At 62.2% G+C, this 26642-nt stretch carries 24 protein-coding genes and 1 pseudogene; 8 read left to right on the top strand and 17 right to left on the bottom strand.

Annotated elements, in window-relative coordinates; genetic code table 11:
• Window positions 1-14: 14 nt before the first annotated feature.
• The gene (locus ABMD26_RS06160) at window positions 15-1469 is read right to left on the bottom strand and encodes an MDR family MFS transporter (protein ID WP_204951061.1); all 1455 of its coding nucleotides are present in this window, start codon (window positions 1467-1469) and stop codon (window positions 15-17) included.
• 177 nt (window positions 1470-1646) lie between these two features.
• Window positions 1647-2576, bottom strand: coding sequence for an AraC family transcriptional regulator (locus ABMD26_RS06155; protein ID WP_354308625.1), 930 nt, complete (start codon window positions 2574-2576; stop codon window positions 1647-1649).
• Window positions 2577-2888: 312 nt separating this feature from the next.
• Here ABMD26_RS06155 and ABMD26_RS06150 point away from each other — a divergent pair, with 312 nt between their 5' ends.
• Together ABMD26_RS06150 and ABMD26_RS06145 are read left to right on the top strand one after the other, a co-directional pair.
• Window positions 2889-3212: a putative quinol monooxygenase gene (locus ABMD26_RS06150; RefSeq protein WP_134722575.1), complete on the top strand. Its 324-nt coding sequence runs from the start codon at window positions 2889-2891 to the stop codon at window positions 3210-3212.
• Between the two features lie 42 nt (window positions 3213-3254).
• Window positions 3255-3494 (top strand): hypothetical protein, encoded by a 240-nt coding sequence (locus ABMD26_RS06145; RefSeq protein ID WP_134722576.1) that lies wholly within the window; start codon window positions 3255-3257, stop codon window positions 3492-3494.
• Here ABMD26_RS06145 and ABMD26_RS06140 read toward each other — a convergent pair.
• The 7 genes from ABMD26_RS06140 to bglX form a co-directional block, all read right to left on the bottom strand.
• The gene (locus ABMD26_RS06140) at window positions 3487-4113 is read right to left on the bottom strand and encodes a flavin reductase family protein (RefSeq protein WP_134722577.1); all 627 of its coding nucleotides are present in this window, start codon (window positions 4111-4113) and stop codon (window positions 3487-3489) included. The genes ABMD26_RS06145 and ABMD26_RS06140 overlap by 8 nt on opposite strands.
• Before the next feature lie 110 nt (window positions 4114-4223).
• Window positions 4224-4430 (bottom strand): hypothetical protein, encoded by a 207-nt coding sequence (locus tag ABMD26_RS06135; protein WP_134722578.1) that lies wholly within the window; start codon window positions 4428-4430, stop codon window positions 4224-4226.
• Window positions 4431-4697: 267 nt separating this feature from the next.
• On the bottom strand, window positions 4698-4901 hold the full coding sequence (locus ABMD26_RS06130) for a hypothetical protein (protein ID WP_354308624.1): 204 nt from the start codon (window positions 4899-4901) through the stop codon (window positions 4698-4700).
• A gap of 106 nt (window positions 4902-5007) precedes the next feature.
• The gene (locus ABMD26_RS06125) at window positions 5008-6327 is read right to left on the bottom strand and encodes an MFS transporter (protein ID WP_049860690.1); all 1320 of its coding nucleotides are present in this window, start codon (window positions 6325-6327) and stop codon (window positions 5008-5010) included.
• A 158-nt stretch (window positions 6328-6485) separates the two neighbouring features.
• Complete coding sequence (mifR, locus tag ABMD26_RS06120; RefSeq protein WP_134722580.1) at window positions 6486-7814, bottom strand: two-component system response regulator MifR; 1329 nt, start codon at window positions 7812-7814, stop codon at window positions 6486-6488.
• Window positions 7811-9565 (bottom strand): sensor histidine kinase, encoded by a 1755-nt coding sequence (locus ABMD26_RS06115; RefSeq protein WP_134722581.1) that lies wholly within the window; start codon window positions 9563-9565, stop codon window positions 7811-7813. The genes mifR and ABMD26_RS06115 overlap by 4 nt, the downstream gene beginning before the upstream one ends.
• A 23-nt stretch (window positions 9566-9588) precedes the next feature.
• Window positions 9589-11880: a beta-glucosidase BglX gene (gene bglX / locus ABMD26_RS06110; protein WP_134722582.1), complete on the bottom strand. Its 2292-nt coding sequence runs from the start codon at window positions 11878-11880 to the stop codon at window positions 9589-9591.
• A gap of 225 nt (window positions 11881-12105) precedes the next feature.
• Here bglX and ABMD26_RS06105 point away from each other — a divergent pair, with 225 nt between their 5' ends.
• Together ABMD26_RS06105 and ABMD26_RS06100 are read left to right on the top strand one after the other, a co-directional pair.
• On the top strand, window positions 12106-13302 hold the full coding sequence (locus ABMD26_RS06105; protein ID WP_354308621.1) for a class I SAM-dependent methyltransferase: 1197 nt from the start codon (window positions 12106-12108) through the stop codon (window positions 13300-13302).
• A gap of 96 nt (window positions 13303-13398) precedes the next feature.
• Complete coding sequence (locus tag ABMD26_RS06100; RefSeq protein ID WP_275669801.1) at window positions 13399-13611, top strand: response regulator transcription factor; 213 nt, start codon at window positions 13399-13401, stop codon at window positions 13609-13611.
• Window positions 13612-13623: 12 nt separating this feature from the next.
• Here ABMD26_RS06100 and ABMD26_RS06095 read toward each other — a convergent pair whose 3' ends face one another.
• The gene (locus ABMD26_RS06095; protein ID WP_354308618.1) at window positions 13624-14643 is read right to left on the bottom strand and encodes a DUF4917 family protein; all 1020 of its coding nucleotides are present in this window, start codon (window positions 14641-14643) and stop codon (window positions 13624-13626) included.
• 139 nt (window positions 14644-14782) lie between these two features.
• Here ABMD26_RS06095 and ABMD26_RS06090 point away from each other — a divergent pair.
• Window positions 14783-15854, top strand: a pseudogene (locus ABMD26_RS06090) (glycerophosphodiester phosphodiesterase).
• Between the two features lie 99 nt (window positions 15855-15953).
• Here ABMD26_RS06090 and ABMD26_RS06085 read toward each other — a convergent pair.
• From ABMD26_RS06085 to ABMD26_RS06075, 3 genes are all read right to left on the bottom strand, one after another.
• Complete coding sequence (locus ABMD26_RS06085) at window positions 15954-16268, bottom strand: hypothetical protein (protein ID WP_134722586.1); 315 nt, start codon at window positions 16266-16268, stop codon at window positions 15954-15956.
• A gap of 103 nt (window positions 16269-16371) precedes the next feature.
• Complete coding sequence (locus ABMD26_RS06080) at window positions 16372-16953, bottom strand: AAA family ATPase (protein WP_354308616.1); 582 nt, start codon at window positions 16951-16953, stop codon at window positions 16372-16374.
• A 299-nt stretch (window positions 16954-17252) separates the two neighbouring features.
• On the bottom strand, window positions 17253-18692 hold the full coding sequence (locus ABMD26_RS06075; RefSeq protein ID WP_240050112.1) for an NCS1 family nucleobase:cation symporter-1: 1440 nt from the start codon (window positions 18690-18692) through the stop codon (window positions 17253-17255).
• 304 nt (window positions 18693-18996) lie between these two features.
• Here ABMD26_RS06075 and ABMD26_RS06070 point away from each other — a divergent pair, with 304 nt between their 5' ends.
• The 3 genes from ABMD26_RS06070 to ABMD26_RS06060 all read left to right on the top strand — a co-directional run bounded on the left by ABMD26_RS06070 (window position 18997) and on the right by ABMD26_RS06060 (window position 22281).
• On the top strand, window positions 18997-19710 hold the full coding sequence (locus ABMD26_RS06070) for a GntR family transcriptional regulator (protein WP_354308614.1): 714 nt from the start codon (window positions 18997-18999) through the stop codon (window positions 19708-19710).
• 19 nt (window positions 19711-19729) lie between these two features.
• Window positions 19730-20464: an aspartate/glutamate racemase family protein gene (locus tag ABMD26_RS06065; RefSeq protein ID WP_122741534.1), complete on the top strand. Its 735-nt coding sequence runs from the start codon at window positions 19730-19732 to the stop codon at window positions 20462-20464.
• A gap of 191 nt (window positions 20465-20655) precedes the next feature.
• On the top strand, window positions 20656-22281 hold the full coding sequence (locus ABMD26_RS06060; RefSeq protein ID WP_354308612.1) for a methyl-accepting chemotaxis protein: 1626 nt from the start codon (window positions 20656-20658) through the stop codon (window positions 22279-22281).
• Window positions 22282-22428: 147 nt separating this feature from the next.
• Here ABMD26_RS06060 and ABMD26_RS06055 read toward each other — a convergent pair whose 3' ends face one another.
• The 4 genes from ABMD26_RS06055 to ABMD26_RS06040 all read right to left on the bottom strand — a co-directional run bounded on the left by ABMD26_RS06055 (window position 22429) and on the right by ABMD26_RS06040 (window position 26466).
• Window positions 22429-23451, bottom strand: coding sequence for a transketolase family protein (locus ABMD26_RS06055; RefSeq protein WP_354308610.1), 1023 nt, complete (start codon window positions 23449-23451; stop codon window positions 22429-22431).
• On the bottom strand, window positions 23448-24296 hold the full coding sequence (locus ABMD26_RS06050) for a transketolase (RefSeq protein WP_134722593.1): 849 nt from the start codon (window positions 24294-24296) through the stop codon (window positions 23448-23450). Before ABMD26_RS06050 ends, ABMD26_RS06055 begins: the two co-directional genes overlap by 4 nt.
• Window positions 24297-24314: 18 nt before the next feature.
• A complete protein-coding gene (locus ABMD26_RS06045) occupies window positions 24315-25616 on the bottom strand; it encodes an MFS transporter (RefSeq protein ID WP_049860705.1) in 1302 nt (433 codons plus the stop codon).
• A 100-nt stretch (window positions 25617-25716) separates the two neighbouring features.
• Window positions 25717-26466: an SDR family NAD(P)-dependent oxidoreductase gene (locus ABMD26_RS06040; protein ID WP_049860706.1), complete on the bottom strand. Its 750-nt coding sequence runs from the start codon at window positions 26464-26466 to the stop codon at window positions 25717-25719.
• Window positions 26467-26642: the final 176 nt, after the last annotated feature.

Raw genomic sequence — 26642 nt, 5'->3', positions numbered from 1 at the left:
GCCCCCCACACAAGCTACTTCTCCCCATGCCCACGGCCCCGCAGTTCCAGATTGGGCAGCGCCAATGCCACGGCCAGTCCCAGCAGCGAAATACCGGCACTGGCCCACAGCAGGTGTTGAAAGGTCTGCCCCAGTTCCAGGCGCAAGGCGTCCCGTGCCGGGCCTGCCGCCGCATTGAGCCCGGTCAGCAGCACATTGTCGCCCATCGCCTCGAGGCCGTGACCGCCCAAGGCACCGTCCGCCAACTGCACGCCGTGCAGCATGGCCAGGAGCAGTGCCGACAGACAAGCCACCCCAACCGCGCCCCCCAGCGAGCGAAACAACGCCAGGGTGCTGGTCGCCACACCAATGTCCCTGGCCTGCACCGAGTTCTGCGCGCCCACCAGCGAGGTGGGAAACTGCAGACCACAGGCGAAGCCGGTCAACAACATGAAGCCCACGCTGAGCAGCAGGTTGTCCGGCGGGCTGAACGACATGCCCATAATCCCCAGCGGGGCAAGCAGCGCCCCGGTCAGGATGATCGGTTTGTAACGCCCGGTCTGTGAAGTCCGACGCCCGCCCAGGAATGCGCCGATCGGCAGGCCCAGCGCCAGCGGCAGCAGGTACAGCGCCGCCGCATCGGCCCCGGCCCCGGTAACGGTCTGGAAGCGCAGGGGCATCATCACGCTCAGGCCAATGGCCTGGAAGCTGGTGAAAAATACCGAGCACCAGCACAGCACCGCCGCTGGAATGGCGAACAGGTGCAGCGGCAGCAGCGGTTCGCGAAAGCGTCGCTCGTGCCAGACGAAACCCAGCAGTGCCACCACGGCCACCACCAGCAGGCCCCACACCTGCGTGTCGCCCAGCCCATGGCCCTGGCCGATGCGGGTGATGCTCATCAGCAAGGTGCTCAAACCGATGATCATCAGCACCGTGCCCAGGTAGTCGATGACCGGCGTGCGCTGCGGAATCGGCAGTCCGGCCAGCTTGCGGTTGGCGTACCAGCAGGCGAATGCGCCCAGCGGCAGGTTGATCAAAAACACCCAACGCCACGACAGGTACTGGGTCATGTAGCCGCCCAGCACCGGCCCCAACACACTGGCTGCGGCGTACATGCTGCTGAAATACCCCTGGTAGCGACCGCGCTCGCGGGGCGGCACCACGTCACCGATGATTGCCTGGCTGACCGACACCATGCCGCCAGCGCCGACCCCTTGCAGCAGGCGCGCCAGCACCAGTTGCTCCATGCTCTGCGCCATGCCACAGAACAGCGACGCGACGGTGAACAGCCCGGTGCCGATGAGGATCATGCGCCGACGGCCATACAGGTCGCCCAGCTTGCCGTAGATCGGCGTGGCCACGGTCATGGCCACCATGTACCCGGAAATCACCCAGGCCAGACGGTCGACGTCGTTGAACTGCGCAGAGATGGCCGGCATCGAGACCGCAACGATGGTCTGATCCAGGGCGCCGAGAAAAATGGCCAGCATCAAGGCCACCAGAATGCTTTTGATGGCCGGCGGGGAATGGCTGAGATCGGTCACAGGTAGGCCTGTAGAGAAACGCCGAGACCAGATGGCCGCGGGCCGTGGCTTCGAGTGTACTGGATAGCTAGCTATCGGTTCTATCGGTGACCCGGTGTTTTTTCCAGGTCTGCCTGCCCGGCCCTACAGACTGATCCGCAGCCGTGCCAGATCGCGCACCGGCGGCGCGCCGAAATGGCGGCTGTATTCGCGGCTGAACTGGGAAGGGCTTTCGTAACCCACTCGATACCCGGCCGCCGAGGCGTCGAGGTCTTCGCTGAGCATCAGCCGGCGCGCCTCCTGCAAACGAAGCTGTTTCTGATATTGCAGCGGGCTCATGGACGTCACCGCCTTGAAGCGGTGGTGCAGGGTGGACACGCTCAGGTTGACTTCCCGGGCCAGGTCTTCGATGCGCAGGCTGCGATGAAAATGCCGGTTGATCCAGGCGATGGCTTGACTCACGCGATGGGTCTGACTGTGCGCCACCGCGATTTCGTACAGTCGATGACCTTGTTGCCCGCCTAACAGACGGTAGAGGATTTCCCGCCGCACCAGGGGTGCCAGCACGGCAATGTCCCGTGGCGTCTCCAGCAGCCGGACCAGGCGCAGCACCGCATCCAGAAAGGCCGTGTCCATTCGCTCCACGTACAGGCCGCGCTGGGTCGAGCGCGTGGGCACACCCAATGGTCCGGCGTCGGCGATCACTGCGTTGATTTCCTCGGGGTCGATGACCAGCCGCAGCGACAGGCTGGGATCGCGCGGGGTGGCATCGAGGATCCGTCCCGAGACCGGCATGGCCACCGACACCACCAGAAAATTCAACGGATCGTAGACATAGCGCTCATCGCCCAGGCGCACTTCCTTGCTGCCATTGGCAAGGATGCACAGCGCCGGTTGGACCAGGGCCGGGAATGACTGCACGCATTCCTCATAACGCACCAGGTGCAGGCCGCTGATCGCGGTGCCATGGTCGCCTGGCGTCTGGGCGCCGCGCGCGATGCGCTCGGCCAGTTCGCGACGGCTGTGTTCCAGAGCGGGGTCCAGCGGTAACAAAGCAGGGGCGGAGAGGGTCATGCGGGCTCCAGGATCTGTACATCACATGAGACGAGGATAATCCGCGCTTAATGCCAGAGGTAGACGATAGCTGCTGGATGTTTGCCCAATCCTGCCAACTTGCGTCAGGGCGTTGTACACACCGAGGCGGGCAGTGTCAGCGGGCAAGCCTGAAAGTGCCCAAAATAAGCCATACCGGTTGAACGAAGCTGCAACCCGGCAGGATCGGGCAAGACCTTGACAGAAAACGGCTAACCCCTACGGCCCGGGGTTGCGTAACGTTGTCGCTGCAACTTTGTTCACCGCAGAACGTTCAATCAGGGAGAGTCGAGCATGAACTCATTTTCTACCGTCAGTCATTGTGCCCTGGTCACCGCCCGGCCAGGTGATTCGGAGCGGGTCGGGCTGGGTTTGTCGGCGCTGGTACGGCCCGCGCTGGCCATGCCTGGCTGTCTGCACTTTGCGGTCCAGCGCAGTCACGGCGACGAGCGACTGTGGCAGGTGGCTGGCGTTTGGCGCGATCAGGTCGCGATGACCGCCTGGCTCAACTCGCCGGGCATGCAGGTGTTCTCCGATCTGGTCCACGGCCTGCTGGTGACCAGCCTCGACCTGCACACCTTCGGTGACGCGGCGCTCGAACATGCCAGTGCGGCCTGAGCCGCGTACAATCGCGGCCTTTCCATCGGCCCGAGGTACGTCATGGCACGCAAGGTATTCGAACATCACGAAGCGGTTTCGGCAGTAGTGCCGGAGGCGGGCAGTTACCGCGCGGCCATTGCCATCAAGGCGCTGCAGGGCGGTGGTGCCCCGCGTTTCCACAAGGTGCTCGACGGCCAGTCGTTCGCCACCGCCCACGAGGCCGATGGCGCTGCCGCCGAGGTCTTGTCGACACTGGCCCGTGTCGACGAAGACGGCGAACCGGTGTTTGCGCCTACTTGACCTGTGGCCGGTGCATCTGGAACAGCGCCTGCGGACCGATCTCGAAGTAATCGGCCGGGCCGCCGCCACGCAGGATCGGGCCGGCCGCGGCCGTGTCGTAGATGCCGTCCTTGAGCAGTGACTTGGCAATGTGCACCGCCACCACCTCACCCAGAATCAACCAGGTGGGCACCTCTTGCTGATCGGCGCCCTTGAGTTGAATGATCTGAGTGACCTTGCATTCGAATGACACCGGCGCTTCGAGCACCCGCGGCACGCTGACGATCTTCGAAGGCGCGTGCTGCAAACCGCTGAGTTCGAACTCGTCTACTTCGGGACCCACTGCCGCGCAGCTCTGGTTCATCTGCTCGGCCAGGGCGCGAGTCGACAGATTCCAGACGAATTCGCCGGTCTGTTCGATGTTGTTCAGGCTGTCCTTGCGTCCCACACTGGCGAAGCCAATGATCGGCGGCGTGTAGTTGAAGGCATTGAAGAAGCTGTAGGGCGCCAGGTTCAGACGACCTTCGCGGTCCCGGGAAGAGATCCAGCCGATCGGCCGCGGGCCGACGATGGCGTTGAACGGGTCGTGGGGCAAACCATGGCCCTTGGCGGGTTCGTAGTAGTAGGTGTCATCCGACATCGGGGGCAGTCCTCAGCGTTCAAGTGCCCCCAGTGTGCGTTGCCGTGGGTAGTCAGTGCAATGAACGGTCGACAGATGCGCAATGTGCATCGTGTAACCCCAGCAGCAGGTCAGTTGTGCATAAGCGCAAGGGTAGCAGCGGCTGCGAAGACGAAGGTGGCGGTTGCAGCGCCCATCGCGAACGAGAATATGGCAGGGCGAGTGGAAGCGGGCGCCGATTCCGCCAGGCGCATTTCTTCGGTGAAGGCTGCAACTTCGTTGTGCAGCTGTTCGAACTGCCGGCGTTGAATGCAGGCATTCTCGAGGGACGTAGACATGTCTGATTATCCTTTCGAGCGGACTTCGTCTGCTCTGCGAACTCTGTCTCAAATGTGCCCCCGCTAGCCGTAAAAGGCAAGCCGCGTCGGCATGGAATGCAGTCTGGCATATACCTCACCGTTCCTGTAGCAGCGGCGCGAGCCGCGTCGGCGGTAGATGCAGAAGTGCAGATGCACCACGGTGATTCCGGACGCGGCTCGCACCGCTGCTACAGGGAAGTGCGGTGTCAGTTGCAGCAAATGTCTGGCGGCCGCGATGAATGGGCTTCAAGTAGCGAAAAAACGGATTAGCAAGGTAATGGTTGCGACAATCGCCGTGACCAGCGCAGCACCTACTGCGAAGGGATACCAGTCGGATTCTCGCCTGAACTTCAGAGCTTCAGCATTCAACTTTCGGCTTTCGGCCATGAATTTTCGTATTTCGACGTTCAGCTTTTCCAGCTCCAACGTCTCACGCTGGTGATCAGACATTCTGATGCTTCCTTTCGAAATGGAATCGCGCTCCGTGCGCTGGTGATGAATGCTCATGCCTTGACCGATGATGACACTGCCCGGCTTTCGCCGGGCATGCCTGGCTTCAGTCCGTTTCGATCCGCGAGTGCTTCTGGGTGTCCTTCATGAACACGTACACCAGCAGCGAGCAGGCGATGCAAGCGGTCACGTACCAGTAGTAGCCGGTTTCCATGCCGATCTGCTTGAACCACAGCGCGATGAGTTCGGCGGTACCGCCGAAGACCGACACGGTCAGTGCGTAGGGCAGGCCGACGCCCAGGGCGCGGATTTCGGTAGGGAACAGCTCGGCCTTGACCACCGCGTTGATGGAGGTGTATCCGCTGACGATGATCAGCGCCGCCATGATCAGGAAGAACGCGCCCCACCAGGTTTCAATGGTGTGCAGGGTGGTCAGGATGGGGACGGTACACAGGGTGCCCAGTACGCCGAAGGCGATCAGGATCGGGCGGCGTCCGACCTTGTCGGAAAGGGCGCCGATGACCGGTTGCAGGCACATGAACAGGAACAGCGTGGCGGCCGAGATGGCTGTCGAGTCGGCCTTGCTGAAGCCCACCGTGTTGACCAGGTACTTCTGCATGTAGGTGGTGTAGGTGTAGAAGGCCAGGGTGCCGCCCATGGTCAGGCCGACCACGGTCAGCAGTTCCTTGGGGTGGCGCAACAGGGTGCGCATCGTGCTTTCCTTGGAGACCTTTTTCTGGGTGAAGGATTCGGTCTCTTCCATGCCGCGACGCAGCCACAACGCAACCACGGCGCACAGCGCACCGATCACGAAGGGTACGCGCCAGCCCCAGCTCAGCAGCTGTTCTTCGGTGAGCGTCTGTTGCAGCACGATCAGCACCGCCAGCGCGATCAACTGACCGGAGATCAGGGTGACGTACTGGAAGCTGGAGAAGAAACCGCGTCGCTCGCGGGTGGCCATCTCGCTCAGGTAGGTGGCGGAGGTGCCGTACTCACCGCCCACCGAGAGGCCCTGCATCAGCCGCGCCAGGACCAGCAGCACCGGTGCCCAGATGCCGATGGTTTCGTAGCCCGGTGTCAGGGCGATCACCAGCGAGCCGAAGCACATGAGCAGGACCGAGGCCATCAGCGCCGCCTTGCGGCCCTTGCGGTCGGCGTACAGGCCCATCAGCCAGCCGCCGATGGGGCGCATCAGAAATCCGACGGCGAAGATCGCGGCAGTGTTGAGCAGTTGGGCGTTGAGACTGTCCTTGGGGAAGAACACCTGGGCAAAGTACAGGGAGAATGCGGCGTAGACGTACCAGTCATACCATTCGACCATGTTGCCGACCGAGCCACTGAAGATCGATTTCACGCGGCTGGCAGTGGTGCGAGGCGGCGCGGATGCAGCGCTTGCCCCGGCGGGCAGGGTGTTGGAGTTATCCATGATGGATCCTTACTTATTGTTGGTAGCGTGTTGAGTCACGCTTGCCAAGGCATTAGCAGGAGCCGTGCCAGACAAGGAACCCCCGACTTTGAGGGGATTCCACGCTTGAATGAGCGGATTCTTGCCGATACGCCGGAGATGAGTAAGCGGATTTTTGCCTATTCACGGAAGTCTTCACGCGCCAGTCCGTGACGCTGCATCTTTTCGTTCAAGGTCCGCCGGGGCACTTGCAGGGTTTGCATCACCGCCTTGATGTCGCCCCGATGACGGGCAAGCGCCGCGCGCAGGCATTGTGCTTCGAACGCTTCCTGCTGCGCCGCCAGCGACAGCCCTGCGCCGGGTGTTTCGAGGGCAGGCGCGGCCAGCCCCAGCACGTGGCGTTCGGCGGCGTTGGCCAGCTCGCGGACATTGCCGGGCCAATCGTGGCTGAGCAACTGACTCAGTTGCGTCGAGTTCACCACCGGTACCGGGCGTCCCAGGCGCTTTGCGGTGGCCGCCGTGAAATGATCGAACAGACACAGAATGTCTTCGCGTCGCTCGCGCAGCGGTGGCAGACGCAGTTCGGCGACATTCAGCCGATAGGCCAGGTCTTCGCGAAACAGCCCGGCCCGGGCCTGCTCCAGCAGATCGGGCTTGCTGGCCGCGACCAGGCGCAGGTCCACTGCGATGCTCTGGTTGGAGCCCAGCCGTTCGAGCTTCTGCTCCTGCAGCACGCGCAGCAGCTTGGCTTGCTGGGCCATGGGCAGGCTTTCGATCTCGTCGAGAAACAACGTCCCGCCGTGGGCATATTCCAGCTTGCCGATGCGTTTGCCTTGCGCACCGGTGAAGGCGCCGCTTTCATGACCGAACAGTTCGGCCTCGAACAACGCCTCGGGAATGGCAGCGCAATTGAGCGCCACGAACGGCTTTCCGGCGCGCGGACCGAAATCGTGCAGGCAGCGGGCGACCAACTCCTTGCCGCTGCCGGTCTCGCCGCGAATCACCACGTTGACCGGCAGAGAGGCCAGGTCCAGCACCTGCCGCCGCAAATGGGCAATGGCGGGCGCCGCGCCGAGCAGGGTCGCCTGCAATTGCTCGCTGAAGTCGGCGCGGTTGTGCAGACGGCGGTTTTCCAGGACCAGCCGACGCTTATCCTGAGCCCGCCGCAGGCTGCTCAGCAGGCTTTCCGGGCTGAATGGCTTTTCGAGAAAGTCGTAGGCGCCATCGCGCATGGCCTGCACTGCCATCGGTACGTCACCGTGGCCAGTCAAGAGGATCACTGGCAACTCGGGATCGCGTGCCTGCAGTTGCGCCAGCAGACCAAGCCCGCCCATGCCCGGCATGCGCACATCGCTGAGGATCACGCCGGGGAAATCCTCTGGCAGTTGCGCCAGGCACTCCTCGGCCTGGCTGAAACGCTGCACGGCAAAGCCACTGAGGCCCAACCATTGTTCAACGGCGTCGCGAATGCTCGCTTCGTCGTCGATGACGATCACTTGATTGTTCATGCAGGCTCCGTATCGAGGGGCAGGGCGAGGGTGAAACGGGCGCCGCGCTCCAGGTTTTCTGCGCTCAGCTGACCACCGTGCTCATGGGCGATCGCCAGCGAGACCGCCAGCCCCAGGCCAAGCCCTTCGCCGATCGGCTTGGTGGTGAAGAAGGGATCGAACAGGTGACTGAGGTGTTCGCTGGCGATGCCGCTGCCACTGTCGGCGATGCCCAGATGCCAGTGCTCGTCGTGGACCTGCAGGGTGATGTGCAGGTCCTTGGCAGGCACGCTGGCCATGGCGTCCAGCGCATTGCGCAACAGATTGATCACCACCTGTTCCAGCCGAATGGCGTCGCCGCGCACCCAGGCAGGCCGACTGACCTGCAGATGCAGGCGTACCCCGGCTGCCTGCAGAGGCGTTTCCAGCAACTGCAGGGCCTGATCCAGCACCCGCGCCAGATCGAGTCGTTCGCGTACGCCGGCCGGGCTCTTGCGGGCGAAGGTTTTCAAGTGCGTGGTCAGCGCCGCCATGCGCGTCAGCATCTGCTCCAGCGGCGCCAGGGCCTGGCGCGCTGCATCGATGCGATCCTGATCGAGCAGCAGTCGCAGGCTCGCCAACTGCATGCGCTGCGCCGTCAGCGGTTGGCTGATCTCGTGGGCCAACGCTGCCGACATCTGGCCCAGAGCGGCCAGCTTCGCTGCCTGAACCAGACCTTCCTGGGCGTCACGCAATTCACGGGTGCGTGCCCGTACCAGCGACTCCAGCTGCTCGCGCCCGCGCTGGCGCAGGGCGGCCAGACGACGGCGCTGGTTCAGCCACAAGCCACCGAAGACCAGGCTCAGCCACACGCCCACTGCCGCCAGCGCGGCATTGCGGCTGTCCTCGTTGCCCGCAACGGGTGGCTTGAGCAGGTGCAACGTCCAGCCTTCGCTGGCCATCGGCAGTGATGCCCAGAGATAGTCGGCCGTGCCTTGCGGGCCGTTGACCCGTACTTGCCTGGCCGCTGCGTCGAGCGTGTCCAGCACCTGATGATCCAGTGGCTGCACGGCTTGATCGTGATACTGGCGCGTGCGCTGCAACTCGGCGCGGTCGGCATCGCTCAAGGCGTGCAGCGTGCGATAGCGCCAGCCCGGCCGATTGGCGATGAACACCACGCCCCGTGCATCGCTGACCAGCAGGGTGTCAGGCCCCTGGGCCCATTCCTGTTCCAGCTCGGGCAGTTCCAGCTTGACCACCATGGCACCGAGAAAACCGTCCCGGTTGTCCTTGATCGCGCTGGACAGGAAGTAGCCGGGAATACCACTGGTCACGCCCACGGCATAGAAGCGCCCGCTGCCCTGGCTGACCGACTGGCTGAAATAAGGACGGAACGCGTAGTTGTGACCCACATAGCTGGTGGGCAGGCGCCAGTTGCTGGCGGCCACCGCCAGACCTGCGTGATCGAGCAGTTCCAGGGTCGAGGAGCGAGCTGCCGCGTTGATGCGCTCCAGCTTGCGGTTCAGCACACCCTGGGTGGCCGCGTCGATCGGCCCCTGCAACGCCTGCCGCAGTTGCGGATCCAGCGCCAGCACGGCGGGCAGGGTGCGGTAGCGCTCGATCAGCGTGTGCAGGCTGTTGGCGTACAGCGCCAGTTGGCCATTGCTGCGCGCAGCCTCTTCGTTCTGGGCCAGGCGCTGGGCATGGCGACTGGCCCAGACGGCAGACAACACCGCGCCGGCCACGATGACCAGCACGATGGAGCTGAGCCTCAGGGCGCGCGAGTCGATCACGGGCACTACTCGATCGTCACCGACTACAACAACTCGAAGCTCGCCTCTTTCACGTCTTCGGAGTCGAGCCCGATCATCACGGTGAACTGCCCGGCTTCCGCGGCTCGGACCAGTTGCTGGTTATGGAACTTCAGATCGTCCTCGACGATGTCGAAGGTCAGCGTCTGGCTTTCGCCCGGCTTGAGCATCAGCTTGCGGAAATGCTTGAGCTCCTTGACTGGCCGGGCCATGGAAGCGGCCACGTCGCGCACGTACAACTGCACCACGGTTTCTCCGGCGACCTTGCCGACGTTGCGCACGTTGATGCTGGCCGTGACCTTGCCGTCGCGGCTCAGGCGTTTGCTCGACAGGCTCACGTCCGACAGGCTGAAGTCGGTGTAGCTCAGGCCATAGCCGAAGGGGTAGAGCGGACCTTGTTCGCTGTCGAAGTACTGCGAGGTGTAGTTGCCCGGGTGACCGGGAGTGAATGGCCGACCGATGCTCAGATGGTTGTAGTAAAGCGGTATCTGGCCAACCGAGCGAGGGAAGGTGGCGGGCAGCTTGCCGGAAGGGTTGTAGTCGCCGAACAGCACGTCGGCAATGGCGTTTCCGCCCTCGGTGCCGCTGTACCAGGTTTCCAGCACGGCATCGGCCTGACGCTGCTGCTCCCCGATGGCCAGCGGACGGCCATTCATCAGTACCAGCACCAGCGGCTTGCCGGTGGCGCGCAGGGCAGTGATCAGGGCTTGCTGGGTGCGCGGCAGATCGAGTGCGACACGGCTGGCCGATTCATGGCTCATGCCACGCCATTCACCCACCGCGGCAACGATCACATCGGCGTCGCGCGCCGCTGCCAGCGCCTCGTCGATCAAGGCCTGGCTGGAACGCGGGTCGTGCGGCAGTTTCAGGTTTTCAGGCAGGAAGCGGGTGATGAACTCCACAGTTGCGCGGTCGTCGCTGAGGTTCGCGCCCTTGGCATACGTCACCTTGGCGGGATCGGCCACGGCATTGCGCAGGCCGCTGAGCAGGGTCACCGACTGCCCGGCCACGCCGGCAGCCGACCAGCTGCCCAGCATGTCGTCGGGTGAGTCGGCCAGCGGACCGATGAGGGCGATGCGCGCGTCCTTTTTCAGCGGCAGTGTCTGTTTCTGGTTCTTGAGCAGTACCAAGGTCTTGCGGGCTACGTCACGCGCTTCGGCCCGGTGCAGGCGAGTCTCCGCGTTGACATCGGCGGGATCGTCCTGGGCCTTGCCGATACGCAGGTACGGGTTGGCGAACAGTCCCATGTCGTACTTGGCGCCAAGCACCTCGCGCACGGCGTTGTCGAGGTCGGCCTGGCTGATCTGGCCGCTCTTGAGCAGATCCGGCAGATACTGGCCATAGGCGAAGTCGTTCATGCTCATGTCGATGCCCGCCTTGATGGCCAGCTTCGCTGCCTCGCGATCATCCTTGGCCACGCCGTGGCGGATCAGCTCGTGGATGGCCCCATGGTCACTGATGGTGACACCCTTGAAACCCCACTGCTTGCGCAGCACATCCTGCATCAGCCAGGTGTTGGACGTGGCCGGTACGCCGTTGATGGAGTTCAAGGCCACCATCATGCCGCCCGCGCCCGCATCGACGGCGGCGCGGTAGGGCGGCAGGTAGTCCTGGAACATGCGCTGCGGGCTCATGTCCACGGTGTTGTAGTCACGCCCGCCCTCGATGGCGCCGTACAGGGCGAAGTGCTTGGCGCTGGCCATCATCCGGTCCGGATTGGCCGGGCTCGGCCCCTGGATGTTCTCGACCATCACCCGGGCGATCTTCGACACCAGGTGGGTATCCTCGCCAAACCCCTCGCTGGTACGGCCCCAGCGCGGATCGCGCGAGATGTCGACCATCGGCCCGAAGGTCATGTCGATACCGTCGGCAGCCGCTTCTGCGGTCGAGGTCCTGGCACTCAGGGCGATGGCGTCCATGTCCCAGCTTGCCGCCAGACCCAGACTGATCGGGAACTGCGTGCGGTGGCCGTGGATCACGTCGTAGGCGAAGAACATCGGAATCTTCAGACGGCTGCGCTGCGCCGCATCCTGCATGGGCCGGTTTTCCGCCCGGGTGACCGAGTTGAACGTGCCGCCGATACGCCCCGCGGCAATCTCCGCTTCGATGCGCTGATGGGTCATTTCCCCACCGATGGAAATCAGCCGCAACTGGCCGATTTTCTCGTCGACGGTCATGCGTGCGAGCAGGTCGGCAACGAACGCCTCCTTGCTCTGCGGACCTTGGGAAGGGCTTTCGGCATGCGCGGATTGCAAGGCCAGGCCGACGACGACGCCCAGCAGACACAGCTTGTTCATGGAGTTCTTCTCTTTGGCGTACCGCACAGGATGCTGCAGCCAGTGACAGGTGGCAGTGTTTTTGTAGTTCGTGGGAGGTGTTTTAACGTATCGGAGCCGGTCAATCCAGTCAGGTGCCAGGATTGATACAAATGCATCCATGACAGTGAGGGCAAATCCATTTTCCCCAAGTCCATGCACACCCACTAAAATGCCCGCCTGAACACACCCGAGATCCGTTTCGCCATGCCCGTCACCGACCCCCGCGCCGAATTCCTTGCCCTGCTCGACACCAGCCTGGCGCAGAACGCTTTCATCAAGCTGGTGCTGGCTCGCCACGTCGGCCAGGAGCCGGAGTTGCAACGGCTGATCGTCAAGTTGGCGACCATCAAGGGCGAGGCGTGCCTGTCGTTCGTGTACCGCTACAAGACCCGCGACATCACCAAGAATTTCAGTGTGGTCGACGGTCAGCAGTTCATTGCCGAGGCCTTGCCCGACACCTTCAAGAACGCCCATCTGCTGACCCTGACCGACGAGTTGCAGCTCGAATTCAGCAAAAAGAACAAGGCCAGCCTGCACCGCAGCAAGCAACAGCAGGAACGGGCTGCGCCGGAGCTGGGCCACGATCGGGAAAAGAAGCGGTTCCTCGAATTGAACCGGCCGTTCCTGCAGGACCTGGGCGTGACCGACCGGCAGGGGCAGTTGATCCCGTCGATGTCGCGCAAGTGGAAACAGATCAACAAGTTCATCGAGGTATTTTCCCACGCGTTCGCCACGTCCCGGCTGGCCAAAGCCGACGCGCCGGTGCGGGTCGCCGACTTCGGCTCGGGCAAGGGCTACCTGACCTTCGCCATCCACGACTACCTGGCCAACTCCCTGCAGCGTCAGGCACAGGTCACGGGCGTGGAACTGCGCCCTGACATGGTCGAGCTGTGCAACGCCGCAGCCGCTGGGCTGGACCATCCGGGGCTGGTTTTCGAATGCGGCGACGTACGTTCGGTGGTGCCCAGCGAAATCGATGTGATGATTGCCCTGCATGCCTGCGACATCGCCACCGACTACGCCATTCACACCGGTATCCGCTGCGGTGCGGCGATCATCATGTGCTCGCCGTGCTGTCACAAGGAAATCCGCCTGCAGATCCAGAGCCCGGGCCTGCTCAAGCCCATGCTGCAATACGGCCTGCACCTGGGCCAGCAGGCCGAGATGGTCACCGACAGCCTGCGCGCCCTGCTGCTGGACGCCTGCGGTTATGAAACCAAGGTGTTCGAGTTCATTTCCCTGGAACACACCAACAAGAACAAGATGATTCTGGCGGTCAGGCGTGACGCGTCCGGCCCGAGCGCCGAAGCGCTGGCCAGGATCGAAGAGCTGAAGGCGTTCTACGGCATTCGCGAGCAGCGCCTGCAGACCTTGCTGCAGGAAGACGGCCTGCTGGGCTAGCTTGCTGTGAGGCGTCAACACTACAAGTCGTCGACGTTGTGACCCACCCTTGGCGAGCGCCACCATGAGCGCTCAAGTCAAGGGTTGGAGTTCGCAGTGACGCTCGACATCAAGCTGACGCCGCGCGAGCAGGAAGTGCTCGTCTGGAGCGGCAGAGGCAAGTCCTCGTGGGAAATCTCGCGCATATTGGCCTGCTCCGAGGCTACGGTTAACTTTCACTTCGCCAACATCCGCCGCAAGTTCGCCGTGGGCTCGCGCAGCGTGGCCGTGCTGCTGGCGCTGGAAAAAGGGTTGATATCGCTGTGCTGATGGCGTTTGCCTTCAGCGACGCTTCTTCACAACGGCGGGCACCGGTACGTTCAGTTGCGCACGCCCCAAGCCATGGCTGGTTGCGTCGAAGAAATGCAGGGTTTTGCCGCAGTCGGCGAACAGTGCTGTGAAACGCTGCTTCTGGCTGATGATCCAGGCATCGCTGAGCGGAAAGATCGAAACGTGGAACGTCTGCGCAGGCGCCTGGCGCAGGGCCTGGAGAATGTGCGCGTCGTCGCTGTCCAGGTTGTGGCCGAAAATGCACAGCGTGCCGTCCTGCCGGCTCAACTCGCCATGGCACCAGCTCAGGTAATCGGAATCGCGGATGCTGCACAGCTTCTGTGCGCTGGGGCCTTCGTTGACCAGCAGCGGCACATCCCCAGGCGTGTTGATCGCAAAGCCATCGAGCAGGGCCTCGCCCTCGGCGGTGCGCTGCCGGGTCGTGCCGTCGCTGTTCTTGATCAGGTGCAGACCGCCGTGCAGGTACAGCATGCGGCATCCCTGGGAGGTCGTGCGGCGGATGTCGAAGCCGGCGTCCACGTCCATCAGCTCGGCGAAACCCTGCGGGTCATGCTGCACGGCCCAAGGGCAGAGCAAGTCGTAATTGCTGCTGTACACGGTGTCGAACGAACGCAGTTCGCGGTTCAGAACCGCCAGGCGTTGCTCGTCGAGCAGGCGATAGGGGATGTGCACGCTGCGCACCGCGTGGATCAACGCTTCCTTGATCGCATAGTAGCGGTTGAGCGGGGCGGTCGAGCTGATCGCCAGGGCCGCATTGACCCGCACGGTGCTGTTGAGCACGGTCAGCACCTGTTCGAAACTCTGGGTCTGCAGCGACTTGAACAAGGCCAGGTCGGTCAGGCTCAACGGTTTGTTGCGCACCTTTTGCGCGCGCTCGAACAACGCGTCGTAGGCGAAGCTGCGCCAGACCGCGCGGCTGGCGCCGTTGCCCAGCAGCAGGCTTTGCGCGGGCTGGCGAGTGTGCAGGGTCTGCCAGTCGTCGAGGTGGGCGTCGAAGGTGTCATGTGCCATGGTGATGATTCGTTCTACTCGTGTCTTGGACAAGGGCGCGACTCTAGCACGCCATCTCCTGTCATCCGACGCCGTCTATGCTGGGTCGGTTCATCGGTATCTTGTGGTGCCGTTTCGATCACATCTGAAAGGACTACGCATGTTGACATCCCTGTACAAGACCCTGTGCCTGACCGCCGCCCTCGGCGCCGCTGCCTCGGCCCATGGGCAAACGCCCGAAAAGTTGGCCCATGCCGCCAACATTCCCTATCCCGCCGTCATCGCTCATCGCGGTGCCTCGTACGATGCCCCGGAATCCACCCTGCCGGCCTACCTGCTGGCGCGTGACCTGGGCGCCGACTACCTGGAGCTCGACGTGCAACGCACCCGCGATGGACAGTTGATCGCGCTGCACGACGACACCCTGCTGCGCACCACCGACATCGCCAGCAAATTCCCCGAGCGCAAGGACAAGCCGGTCAGCGACTTCACCCTGGCGGAACTGAAAACCCTCGACGCCGGCAGTTGGTTCAATGCCGCACACCCGCAGCGTGCTCGTGACAGCTACAAGGGTCTGAAGATTCTCACGCTGGACGAAGTGCTCGACGTCGCCCAAGGCGGTACCCACAAACCTGGGGTGTACATCGAAACCAAGGTACCGCAGCAGTTTCCCGGTATCGAAAGCGATCTCAAGGCCAAGCTTGCCCAACGGGGCTGGCTGGATGGTCAGCATCGGGTGGTGCTGCAGACGTTTGAAAAGAACAGCCTGGAATTGCTGGCCAAGGAAATGCCGCAAGTGCCCAAGGTGTTGTTGCTGTGGGTCGGCGAGGGCAGCATCGAGCCCAAATCCACGGTGTCCGTTCGCGGCGTCCGGCATGACCGACAAGGCGGCGTACTATGCCCAGCAACAGCCCCGTGATCGCGCCGAGTTCGAGCGCTGGCTCGACATCGCCAAGGCCAACGGTGCAGTGGGCACAGGCCCTTCGGCTGCATTGACCGAGGGGGGAGACCAGAGCTACACGGACCTGGTCCAGCCCTGGATGAACCAGCTGACCCACGACAAGGGCTTGCTGGTGCACGTGTACACGGTCGACGAGGCGGTTGATTTCAAGAAGGTCAGCGAGGCGGGAGTGGACGGCATCTTCACCAACCGTGCCAGCGAGTTGCTCAAGTTCTACAAGCGTCCTGCCGCGGAATCCGTCGATCAGATTCTCAAACGACACGATTATTGAAGGCCGGACATGAAAACGGCGCGAATCCGGTTGCTCGGCCCCTGAGCGTTACAGGAGCATGAGCGGGATTCGCGCCGCTGTGTGGGCAGGTGCAGTTGGTTATTTGCCCGCGCCGGCGCCGTTGCCGCCACTGTTGCCCGAGCTGCCGTCGCCTTTGGAGGCGCCCATCGGGGTTGGGCCGCCGTCGGTGGTCCCGGCGTCTGCGCCCTGGCTCATCGAACCGGATTTGCCGTCGATGCCGGTGGCATTGCCGCTGTCAGGGGACTTGTCGGTGCCTGGGATGACTTGGCGACCCGAGGGTGCTTCAGGTGTAGCCGTTTGGTTGCTGTCGTTGGACGCCGCAATCGCCGCGAACGACGAAGCCGATAGAAGACCGGCCAGAGCCAGCGAGGCAAGCTTTTTGCTAATCAACATGGTGCATCTCCGCAGTGAGAGGGGGGTACAAGCATTGGGCCATCGCATGGATCCCAACGTGCCCTCGAGGCGACGAGCGGCATGTCTGCCACAGTGCGTTCGCTCAGCGGTAGAGGCGATGAAACCCCGGCGGATGACTTCTGGCAGTCTCGATGGAAATGGGCTGACCGCGCTTGAGCCAGGCGTCCACGGTCTGGCCAAAGGTGTGATCGCTGCAGTCACGCAGCAACATCAATGGAATGTGCAGATGCCGCGCCACGGCCTGTGCACTCTCACGTTCCTGCTGCTGGAACAGTTCCACTTCGGTCGCAGAAGCGTGGCAGGCCGGTAATCGCTGGAGCACGGTCCCCGGCTCGCTCTCCAGCAGCAGGATCGCTCCCAGGGAAAGCCGTTCGAATGCCGTCACGTCAATGCCCAACGTGCGTGCTCGCTTGCCCATCAAGGCAACGTTGCCTTCCAGCAGCATCGACTTGCCGCTGGCGGCGATGCTGGTCGCGGCCAGTTCCAGCGCCTGGCGGTTACGGTCGCGGTTGGTCGCATAGCGGTCATCGCTCCATTTCACAGACGCCAGCACCTGCCGGACCAAGCCTTTCGCGCTGCCGTGCAGCACCCCGCGACGGTGCGCATAGTGCTCGCAATGCCAGGTTTTACCGACCCCGTGAATACCGGCTACCAGGATGATCATGATGGATATCCCTATCAAGTAAGAGGTTATTACTACAAGGGGTCGGTTGCTGAAGCGTCAACAAGGGAATCAGAAATTTCTGATTGAGTTAGAGGATTTTTCAATTTGCCTTGGCATAACTTGCTGTTTCGTTGGCAAAAGCAGGCGTCAGGCAAGCTCAGAAGTCAGGACGCCGAGGAAGGTAATCTGTACTGGCGACTCTGGGCTATCTGCGTATTGTTTAAGTTTGTTGATTAATGTTCGACCTGTGGTGCAGGTACGCCGCTGCATTCACGGCAGACGACGTACCCTGTCCTGGGTCAGACGCCTGCCAGGCTCAACGAACGCACGTCCCGCCGTGCCAGCAGCCAGTAGAACCCGCCACCCAGGAAGCAGCCGGTGAACCAGGCGAAGTTGGCGATCGGCTTGAACCAGGGCACGAAGGTCACGACGATACCAATCAGCGTGGCCGCCAGCAGCGCTTTGATCGCCACTGGGTTGAAGCCGTTGCTGTACCAGTAGCGCCCGGTGGGCGAGTCGTCGAACAGTGCTGCCACGTCGATCCGCTGTTGCTTGATGCAGTAGTAGTCCACCAACAGGATTCCGAACAGCGGGCCGATGAAGGTCGCCAGCACGTCGAGGGTGTAGTGGATCACTTCGGGGTTGTTGAACAGGTTCCACGGGGTGATGAAGATCGAGGCCACGGCGGCAATCATCCCGCCGGCGCGCCAGCTGATCTTGCTTGGCGCGCAGTTGGCGAAGTCGAAGGCGGGCGAGACGAAGTTGGCGACGATGTTGATGCCGATCGTTGCCGTGACGAAGGCAAAGGCGCCCAGCAACACTGCAACATCATTGTCGATGCGCGCCACTGTGGCGATCGGGTCGTGAAGCATCTCGCCGAACACCGGCAAGGTTCCCGATACGATCACCACGGTGACCAGCGAGAACGCCAGGAAATTCACCGGCAGACCCCAGAAGTTGCCGCGTCGCACGTCAGCCATGGTCCGGCAATAGCGGCTGAAGTCGCCAAAATTCAACGTGGGGCCCGAAAAGTACGAGACCACCAGAGCCGTCGCCATCACCACCTGGCCGAAGGCTTCCCAGCCGCTCAGGGATTTTTCCGCGAGGGTGAAGCTGATGTTGCTCCAACCCGCCTTCCAGACGATCCAGCCGGCGAGAATGAACATCGCCGCGTAGACCACCGGCCCGGCCCAGTCGATGAAACGTCGGATCGAGTCCATGCCGGTCCAGAACACCGCCGCCTGCACGGCCCACAGGAACAGGAAACCCATCCAGCCCAGGTACGACAGGCCGGCGAACTGCACCTGTGCGTAGCTTTCCATGCCCGGAAAGAAACGCAGCACCACGATGATCAGTGCGCTGGACGCCAGGTACGTCTGCACGCCGTACCAGGCGACCGCGATCAGGCCGCGAATCACCGCCGGAATGTTCGCGCCGAACACACCGAACGCCAGGCGGCAAATCACCGGGTAGGGCACCGCCGCCTGTTGGCTGGGTTTGGCGACCAGGTTGGCGATCACCTGAATGATACCGATCCCCACCAGCAGCGCGATCAGCACCTGCCAACTGGCCAGGCCCAGAGCGAACAGGCTGGCAGCGAACACATAGCCGCCAACGCTGTGCACGTCGCTCATCCAGAAGGCAAAGATGTTGTACCAGTTCCACTTCTGTACTACCGGGCCCAGGTCTTCGTTGTACAAGCGAGGGCTGTAGCCCTTGGGTAGGTCGGGATTGTTCACGCACACGCTCCAGGGTCGTGGCCGCTCCGAGCATTGCATACGGGGGTCGGCGTTGTTGTATACGATCCATGGAGCAGGATGCGTGCCAGCGTGTATCGAAGCGTAAAACCAACGGGTTTACAGTGATTGCGCAGCCAGCGTCGTGCTTGCCTTGTGAATATCCTGTGCTGTTTTCGCGCATTTTCTGGCTGCGGAGGCCCGTATTGGTGCGGTTTGATGAATGCCGATCTTGGCGCGGGGCAAAGATGGCGAAGACAATTTAGTTTGTATACGATTGCCCCACGCGTACCCAGGAAACGATTTCGTGAATTCTCCCCTTTTTCTTGCCAACAGTTCCGATGGCTCCACGGCCGTCAGTCGCGATGAACACATTTATCAGGAGATCCTCGACGCCATCGTCGAGCACCGCTTGCAACCGGGCGTGCGCCTTCCCGAAGATGCCCTGGCCGAGGTGTTCAACGTCAGCCGCACGGGCATTCGCAAGGCCTTGCAGCGCCTGGCTCTGGAACGTCTGGTCACCCTGCGGGCCAACCGTGGTGCGGAAGTGGCCCATCCCAGCGCCAAGGAGGCTCAGGATGTATTCGCAGCCCGGCAACTGATCGAGCCCGCGCTGATGCCGACCGTGGTCGCCCACGCTACGGTCGAACATTTCAAGCGGCTGCGCGAGCTCGCCGAGCAGGAGCATCAGGCGCAACATCAGGGGCGGCATAGCCATGCCATTCAACTCTCGGCACGGTTTCACGTGCAGCTGTCGGTGGCCGCCGGCAATCAGGTGCTCAGCGAACAGATCGCCCAGTTGACCACGCGTTCGTCGCTGATCATCGCGGTGTACGGTTCGCGCCACAGCGTCGGTTGCGATTGCGGGGAGCATGTCGAGCTGATCGATCTGCTCGAACGGGGAGAGGGCGCCCTCGCATCGAACTGGATGGCCCGACATCTGGCGAGCATTCGCGCCAGCCTCCAGCTGGACGCCAAACCCGTGGCCGAGCCCGACTTCAAATCCATCTTCAAACGCTGATCCAGCCGCCGAGCCTTTCATGAAAATCCAGGTCATCAACCCCAACACCAGCTCGTCCATGACCGCCAGTATCGGCCGCGCCGCCAGTGCCGTCGCCGGTCGCGATACGCAGATCATCGCCTGCTGCCCGCAGGATGGCCCGGAATCGATCGAAGGCCATTTCGACGAAGCCATCGCGGCGGTCGGCGTGCTGGAAGAAGTGCGCAAGGGCGTGGCCGCCGGTTATGACGCGCACATCATCGCCTGCTTCGGCGACCCCGGCCTGCTGGCCGCCCGCGAACTGGCCCGCGGACCGGTGATCGGCATCGCCGAAGCCGCCTTTCATGTCGCCAGCCTGCTGTGCACTCGCTTCGCCGTGGTCACCACGCTCACCCGCACGCGCATCATCGCCGAGCACCTGCTGCGCAACTACGGCATGACCGAGCACTGCACCTCGGTGCGCTGCGTCGACATTCCCGTGCTGGAGCTTGAAACCCTGGGCGACGAGGTATTGGTCGAGCGCATCGCCGAACAGGCCCTGCAGGCCCGCGACCAGGAAGGCGCCGGCGCCATCGTGCTGGGTTGTGGCGGCATGGCCGACCTGCCGGCGCGGGTCAGCGAACGCGTCGGCCTGCCGGTGATCGATGGCGTGGCGGCGGCAGTCAAATTGGCGCAGGTGCTGGTGGAATTGGGGCTGGGAACGAGCAAGCACGGCGATCTGGCGTATCCGCTGGCTAAGCGCTTCAGTGGGCGGTTCGGGCATTTTGGGCAGTGAGAAGGGCCGTGTGATCGGATCGCGCCGGTTTTACTGGAAAAAATCCTTGGGCCGTGCCGACAGTCATGCACGCTGTCCATGATCCTTCTTCGTCGAAAACGCTGGAGCTGTCACAAAACATTCACATTTCATAGCTGTTTCAGACGTCCCAGAGGCCGATAACGAGTTTCTCCTCCATGTAGATCCCTGCAATGACCCTGAGAAACTTCAAGATTGCTCACCGCAGCCTGCTCTGCTTTGGCGTTCTGATTGCACTGACGCTGTGCGTAGGCCTGTTCGGGCTGAGTCAATTATCGAAAATCCGCGCGCAGGGACTCGCGCTGGAAAACAACAGCATTCCGAGTATTGTCGAGGCGGACAATCTGGCGTTGCAACTGACCCGCATGCGGGTAGAGGCGTTGCGCCTGCTGGCAATGCCCGATGCTGCCAGTCGTGCCGCCATCGTGAGCAAGCTCAAGGATCTATCGGATATCGTCAACGCAGGTTTCAAACGCTATGAGCCCTTGCTCAGCAGTGATGAAGAACGTCGACAATTGGAAGCGCTGCGGCAGCACTATGCTGACTATCAGGGCTTCCTTGGCGGGCTTGCAACGCTGATGTCTGCCGGTCAGATCGATCAGGCGCGGTCGGTAGTCAGTGATGAAATGGCACCGCTCGGCGCAAAGATGAACCAGACGACCGAAGCCCTGCGCAAGATCAATGAAAAGGCGGCCAAGGACGCTGCGGTAGAGTCCGACCTGACCTATTCCCGCTCACAGTTGATTACCGGTATTGCCATCACACTGGCGATACTGCTTACCCTGCTCATGGCCTGGCGGCTGACCGTGAGCCTGGCCTATCCGATCACTCAAGCCGTGCAAGCCGCTCGAACCATCGCCGAGGGTGACCTCACTCAGACACTGGATGCACGCGGAACCGACGAAGCGGCCCAGCTGCTTCAGGCGATGCACACGATGCAGGGCAATCTGCGTGAAACCCTGACCCACTTGGGGCATTCATCGACTCAGCTGGCTTCGTCTGCCGAAGAAATGTCAGCAGTCATGTATGAAAGCGCGCAGGGACTGCAACAGCAGAATACCGAGATCGAGATGGCGGCCACGGCCGTTACCGAAATGAGCCAGGCAGTAGAGGAGGTTGCCAGCAACGCTGCCTCGACCTCTGCAGAGTCGAGAAAGGCTGCCGAGACAGCGCTGCAGGGGCAAGCTCAGTTGGGCGCGACATTGGGTGCCATCGAAACCCTGACCGACAATGTCCTGGATGCCAGAGAGCGGGCGCAGCATCTGGCCGATCAGACCTTGAACATCAGCCAGGTGTTGGACGTCATACGTTCGGTGGCAGAGCAGACCAACCTTCTTGCGCTCAATGCCGCGATCGAGGCAGCACGCGCCGGTGATGCCGGGCGAGGCTTCGCCGTGGTCGCGGACGAAGTTCGCGCTCTAGCCCACCGCACGAGCGAGTCCACCCGAGAAATCGAATCGTTGATAGGCTCCATCCAGAACGGTACGGCACGCACGGTCGATGCCCTCGAATCCAGCGCGGAGCAAGCCCGCTTCACCCGTACCCAGGCCCAGTCCGCAAACCTTGCATTGGCCACGATTGCCCAATCGGTATCGGGTATCGACGACCTCAACATGGTCATCGCCAGCGCAGCCGAAGAGCAGGCTCAGGTGGCACGAGAAGTGGACAGGAACATCGTGCGAATCCGTGATCTGTCGGTACAGACAGCCACCGGCTCGGAGCAGACACGGGTGGCGAGTCAGGAGCTGTCCCAGCTCGCAGCGGTGCTGAACACGCAGGTTCGCCGGTTCCGCGTTTGAGACGAAGCCGCCGCGGCGGTCATTGATCATTCACAGGCCAGGCTTGTGATCGATCAAACCGCAGCGTCGAGGCCCTGAGTTTCAGGGAAACCTATCCCTTCCAGAAAGAGCTGAATCGGGGGCACGCAGCCCCCGACGATCAAGCCATCACAGCCAGCCTTTGATCCGAGCGCGTACCGCCTGCGTGGAAATCCCGTAACGGTCGTGCAGTGTCGGCAGTGCACCGGCGTCGAGAAAGGCGTCGGGCAGGGCAATCTGCCGGAATGCGGGCGTCACGCCGTTGCGCAGCAGGACAGTCGCCACCGCTTCGCCCAGACCACCGATGATGGAGTGGTTCTCCGCCGAGACTACCAGCCTGCCTGACTTTCGCGCTTCCGCCAGAATGGTCTGTTCGTCCAGCGGCTTGATGGTCGGTACGTGCAGTACGGCGACATCGATGCCATCGGCCTGAAGTGCCTGGGCAGCCTCCAAGGCTCGCATGGTCATCAAGCCGGTCGAGATGATCAGCACGTCATTGCCCGTGCGCAGGGTCTTGGCTTTGCCGATCTCGAAGGTGTAGCCATATTCGTCCAGTACCAGCGGAACGTTGCCGCGCAGCAAACGCATGTATACCGGCCCGTTGTGAGCGGCGATGGCAGGAACGGCCTGCTCGATTTCGAGCGCATCGCAGGGGTCGACAATCATCAGATTCGGCATCGCGCGGAAGATGGCCAAATCATCGGTGGCTTGATGGCTCGGGCCATAGCCGGTCGTCAGCCCCGGCAACCCGCAGACGATCTTGACGTTGAGATTCTCCTCGGCGATGGCCATGCAGATGAAATCATAGGCACGGCGCGAGGCGAACACGGCATAGGTCGTGGCAAACGGAACGAAGCCTTCGCGCGCCATGCCTGCAGCGGCACTCATCAACAGCTGTTCAGCCATGCCCATCTGGTAGAACCGATCGGGGTGTGCCTGGGCGAAGATATGCAGGTCGGTGTACTTGGCCAGATCGGCGGACAGGCCAACGATATCCGGCCGCTCTGCAGCCAGGGCCGCCAGTGCATGGCCAAAAGGTGCCGACCGGGTTGCCTGACCTTCAGAAGCGATCGAGGCGATCATTGCCGAGGTAGTGAGTTTCTTCTTGGCGGCCGCTGGCGCCTGGGCAGTGTCGTTCTTGAAGTCGTTCATACAGTGTCCCCTTCTTCGAGGTGGTTCAAGGCCAGGTTCCATTCATGCTCATCCACGCGAATGAAATGGGCCTTCTCCCGGGTTTCCAGGAACGGTACGCCTCTACCCATTCTGGTATCGCAGATGATCACCCGCGGTTGCGTGCCGCCATGACTGCGCGCGGCATCGAACGCCTTCACCAAGGCGTCCAGATCATTGCCATCCACGCGCTGGGTGAACCAGCCAAACGCCTGCCAACGGTCAACGATGGGTTCGAAGGCCAGCACTTCGCTGGAGCGGCCATCGGCCTGTTGGTTGTTGACGTCCACGATGGCGATCAGATTATCGAGCTTCCAGTGAGAGGCCGACATCACCGCTTCCCAGGTCGACCCTTCGTTCAGTTCACCGTCGGACAGCAGGTTGTAGACGAACGAATCGGAACCCTTGCGCTTGAGCCCCAGGCACGCGCCCACGGCGATGCCCAGACCTTGGCCCAGCGAGCCGCCGGTGATTTCCATCCCCGGGGTGTAGGTCGCCATGCCCGACATCGGCAGGCGGCTGTCATCGGAGCCGTAGGTTTCGAGCTCGTCCAGCGGGATGATGTCAGCTTCGATCAGGGCCGCGTACAGCGCGATGGCGTAGTGGCCAATGGAGAGATAGAAGCGGTCACGCTGTTCCCATTCGGGGTCATGGGGCTTGTAATTCAGCGCGTGAAAGTAGGCCACAGCGAGCAAGTCAGCCGCCCCCAATGCCTGACCGACGTAGCCTTGGCCTTGAACCTGACCCATGCGCAGCGCATGACGACGGATGTTGAGGGCGCGTTGTGCCAGTGATGTTTCAGAAACCTTGGATGAAATAGCAGTCATTGCACGTACTCCGTTGACTCAACGATTGACCGAAGCGGCGGGGATTCGCAGTACCAGGCAAGCACCGATGCACAGCACGCCGGTGATGAGGTACATCCCTATCGCGCTCGACCCTGTGGTCGTGGTGATCCAGCCAATCAGGTAGGGCGAGCAGAAGCCGGCGAGGTTGGCGAAGCTGTTGATGCCGGCAATTCCCGCAGCGGCTGAGACTCCGCCCAGCAGCGTGGTCGGCAGCATCCAGAACAGCGAAGAGGCAGACAGAACCCCGGCCGCCGCCAGGCAGAGACTCAGGACCGAAATGACCAGGTTTGCGCCGAAGAGGGCCGCCAACGTAAGGCCCAGGGCACCCGCGATCATGGGCGCAATCAGGTGCCAGCGACGTTCGCGGTGCTTGTCGCCACTTCGGCCCATCAGCAACATGGCCACGATGGCGCACATGTAGGGCAGGCTGGTGACCAGGCCAATGTGCAGCGGGTCGGACACGCCGGCGTTGCGAATCAAGGTCGGGAGCCAGAAGGTGATCGCGTATTGACCCATCACCACACAGAAGTAGATGCAGGCCAGCATCCACAGGCGACGATCGCGCAGGAAATCGCGGACCGAACCATGAGTGACCTTACGACTGTTGTCTTCCGCCAGTTCCTTGTTCACCAGCTCCTTTTCGTCATCGGTGAGCCAGGTGGCCTGGTGCACGCCATCCTTGAGATACGCCAGGACCATCAGGCCAACGATCACCGTCGGAATGGCCTCGATGACGAACATCCACTGCCATCCGGCCCAACCGTGAAAGCCGGCGAATTTGGCCATGATCAGGCCGGAAAGAGGGCCGCCGATCATGCCCGAAAGTGGAATCGCGATGAACCAGAGCACCGTCATCCTGGCCCGGCGATACGAGGGGAACCAGTACGTGAGATAGAGCAGCAAACCCGGCGCCAGGCCGGCTTCGGCGATGCCCAGCAGGAAGCGCAGCACATAGAATTGCCACGCCGTTTCCACGAAGGCGAAGAGGGCGGAGATGATGCCCCACGAGATCATGATGCGGGCGATCCATCGGCGCGCGCCCACTTTGTGCAGAATCAGATTGCTGGGCACTTCGCAGAGGAAATAGCCGAGAAAGAACATCCCGGCACCGAGGCCGTACACGGTTTCACTCAGCGACAAGTCGCTCATCATCTGCAGTTTGGCGAAGCCCACGTTGACGCGATCCAGATACGCGCACAGGTAGCACAGCATCAGGAACGGCATCAGTCGCCAGGCGGTTTTGCGATAAGCATTCGAGCGCACGGTCGAAACCGCTTCGAGCGTCATGGAAGTTATCATGATTGTCCGATCTCTTGTTTTTATAGACGGCCAGGCGCTGTGGCCTGGCGTGCCATCGATCTAGAACACCACGGGTCACTGTCGACCCGGTTACCTGCCCTCAGTGGATCAGCATGCCGCCATTGACATCCAGCGTGATGCCGGTGAGGTATGAAGACAGATCGCTGGCCAGAAAAAGCGCAGCGTTGGCGACATCCTGAGCCGCGCCCAGACGACCCAGCGGAATGCCATCGATGATCGCGTGGCGACGCTCGTCCTGCATCAGGCCTCCGGTGATATCGGTATGAATCAGGCCGGGAGCGATGGAGTTGACACGGATATTGTCCGGGCCCAATTCCCTGGCCATCGCCTTGCCAAGGCCCAATACCCCCGCCTTGGCGGCGCTGTAGTGTGGCCCGCCGAAGATGCCGCCGCCACGTTGAGCCGATACCGACGACATGCAGACGATGCTGCCGCAAGCCTGGCTTTTCATCACCGGAATGACGGCCTGCGACATGAGCAAGGTGCCGCGCAGGCTGACATCCAGCACCTTGTCGTAGTCGGAAGGGCGGATATCGAGGGTCTTGATCGGCTGAGTGATGCCGGCGTTGTTGACCAGAATGTCTATTCGACCGAACTGCGCGATGACCTTGTCCACGGCCTGTTTGACCTGGTGTTCGTCCGCGACGTTGGCGGCCAGACCCAGATGGCCTTCACCCAATGCCGAAGCGGCGTCGCGCGCGGCAGACTCATCCAGATCCACGATGACGACATGGGCACCCTGCTGGGCGAAGGTGATGGCGGTGGCCCGACCAATTCCGCGTTCGGATGCAGCACCGGTGATGATTGCGACTTTGCCTTGAAGAAGCATGGGGAAATTCCTGTCATTGTTTTTATGATTCGATTCGGGAATCGATGACTCAGGGTGTTCCGCCCACGCACTGGCAGCAATATGGCAAACCTCACTGCTGGCTGAGAAAAATTCACCTCTCGTCAGCAGACTCATGGAATGCTTGAATGAGACTCGCCCATAACATCCCAACAACA

This window comes from Pseudomonas sp. PvP001 (assembly GCF_040546375.1).
Taxonomy (GTDB): domain Bacteria; phylum Pseudomonadota; class Gammaproteobacteria; order Pseudomonadales; family Pseudomonadaceae; genus Aquipseudomonas; species Aquipseudomonas coleopterorum.
The sequence above is the reverse complement of the archived record's forward strand: the minus strand, read 5'-3'. Positions and strand labels throughout refer to the sequence as shown.

Bases quoted from the DNA above. Each gene is read 5' to 3' on its own strand.
- ABMD26_RS06095 (WP_354308618.1), bottom strand. From the start codon at position 14,643: ATGGCACATGACACCTTCGACGCCCACCTCGACGACTGGCAGACCCTG.
- ABMD26_RS06040 (WP_049860706.1), bottom strand. From the start codon at position 26,466: ATGCTTCTTCAAGGCAAAGTCGCAATCATCACCGGTGCTGCATCCGAA.
- ABMD26_RS06085 (WP_134722586.1), bottom strand. From the start codon at position 16,268: ATGTTGATTAGCAAAAAGCTTGCCTCGCTGGCTCTGGCCGGTCTTCTA.
- ABMD26_RS06045 (WP_049860705.1), bottom strand. From the start codon at position 25,616: ATGATAACTTCCATGACGCTCGAAGCGGTTTCGACCGTGCGCTCGAAT.
- ABMD26_RS06105 (WP_354308621.1), top strand. From the start codon at position 12,106: ATGCCCGTCACCGACCCCCGCGCCGAATTCCTTGCCCTGCTCGACACC.
- ABMD26_RS06135 (WP_134722578.1), bottom strand. From the start codon at position 4,430: ATGTCTACGTCCCTCGAGAATGCCTGCATTCAACGCCGGCAGTTCGAA.
- ABMD26_RS06060 (WP_354308612.1), top strand. From the start codon at position 20,656: ATGACCCTGAGAAACTTCAAGATTGCTCACCGCAGCCTGCTCTGCTTT.
- ABMD26_RS06130 (WP_354308624.1), bottom strand. From the start codon at position 4,901: ATGTCTGATCACCAGCGTGAGACGTTGGAGCTGGAAAAGCTGAACGTC.
- ABMD26_RS06050 (WP_134722593.1), bottom strand. From the start codon at position 24,296: ATGACTGCTATTTCATCCAAGGTTTCTGAAACATCACTGGCACAACGC.
- bglX (WP_134722582.1), bottom strand. From the start codon at position 11,880: ATGAACAAGCTGTGTCTGCTGGGCGTCGTCGTCGGCCTGGCCTTGCAA.
- ABMD26_RS06080 (WP_354308616.1), bottom strand. From the start codon at position 16,953: ATGATCATCCTGGTAGCCGGTATTCACGGGGTCGGTAAAACCTGGCAT.
- ABMD26_RS06125 (WP_049860690.1), bottom strand. From the start codon at position 6,327: ATGGATAACTCCAACACCCTGCCCGCCGGGGCAAGCGCTGCATCCGCG.
- ABMD26_RS06140 (WP_134722577.1), bottom strand. From the start codon at position 4,113: ATGTCGGATGACACCTACTACTACGAACCCGCCAAGGGCCATGGTTTG.
- ABMD26_RS06055 (WP_354308610.1), bottom strand. From the start codon at position 23,451: ATGAACGACTTCAAGAACGACACTGCCCAGGCGCCAGCGGCCGCCAAG.
- mifR (WP_134722580.1), bottom strand. From the start codon at position 7,814: ATGAACAATCAAGTGATCGTCATCGACGACGAAGCGAGCATTCGCGAC.
- ABMD26_RS06155 (WP_354308625.1), bottom strand. From the start codon at position 2,576: ATGACCCTCTCCGCCCCTGCTTTGTTACCGCTGGACCCCGCTCTGGAA.
- ABMD26_RS06065 (WP_122741534.1), top strand. From the start codon at position 19,730: ATGAAAATCCAGGTCATCAACCCCAACACCAGCTCGTCCATGACCGCC.
- ABMD26_RS06145 (WP_134722576.1), top strand. From the start codon at position 3,255: ATGGCACGCAAGGTATTCGAACATCACGAAGCGGTTTCGGCAGTAGTG.
- ABMD26_RS06160 (WP_204951061.1), bottom strand. From the start codon at position 1,469: ATGCTGGCCATTTTTCTCGGCGCCCTGGATCAGACCATCGTTGCGGTC.
- ABMD26_RS06150 (WP_134722575.1), top strand. From the start codon at position 2,889: ATGAACTCATTTTCTACCGTCAGTCATTGTGCCCTGGTCACCGCCCGG.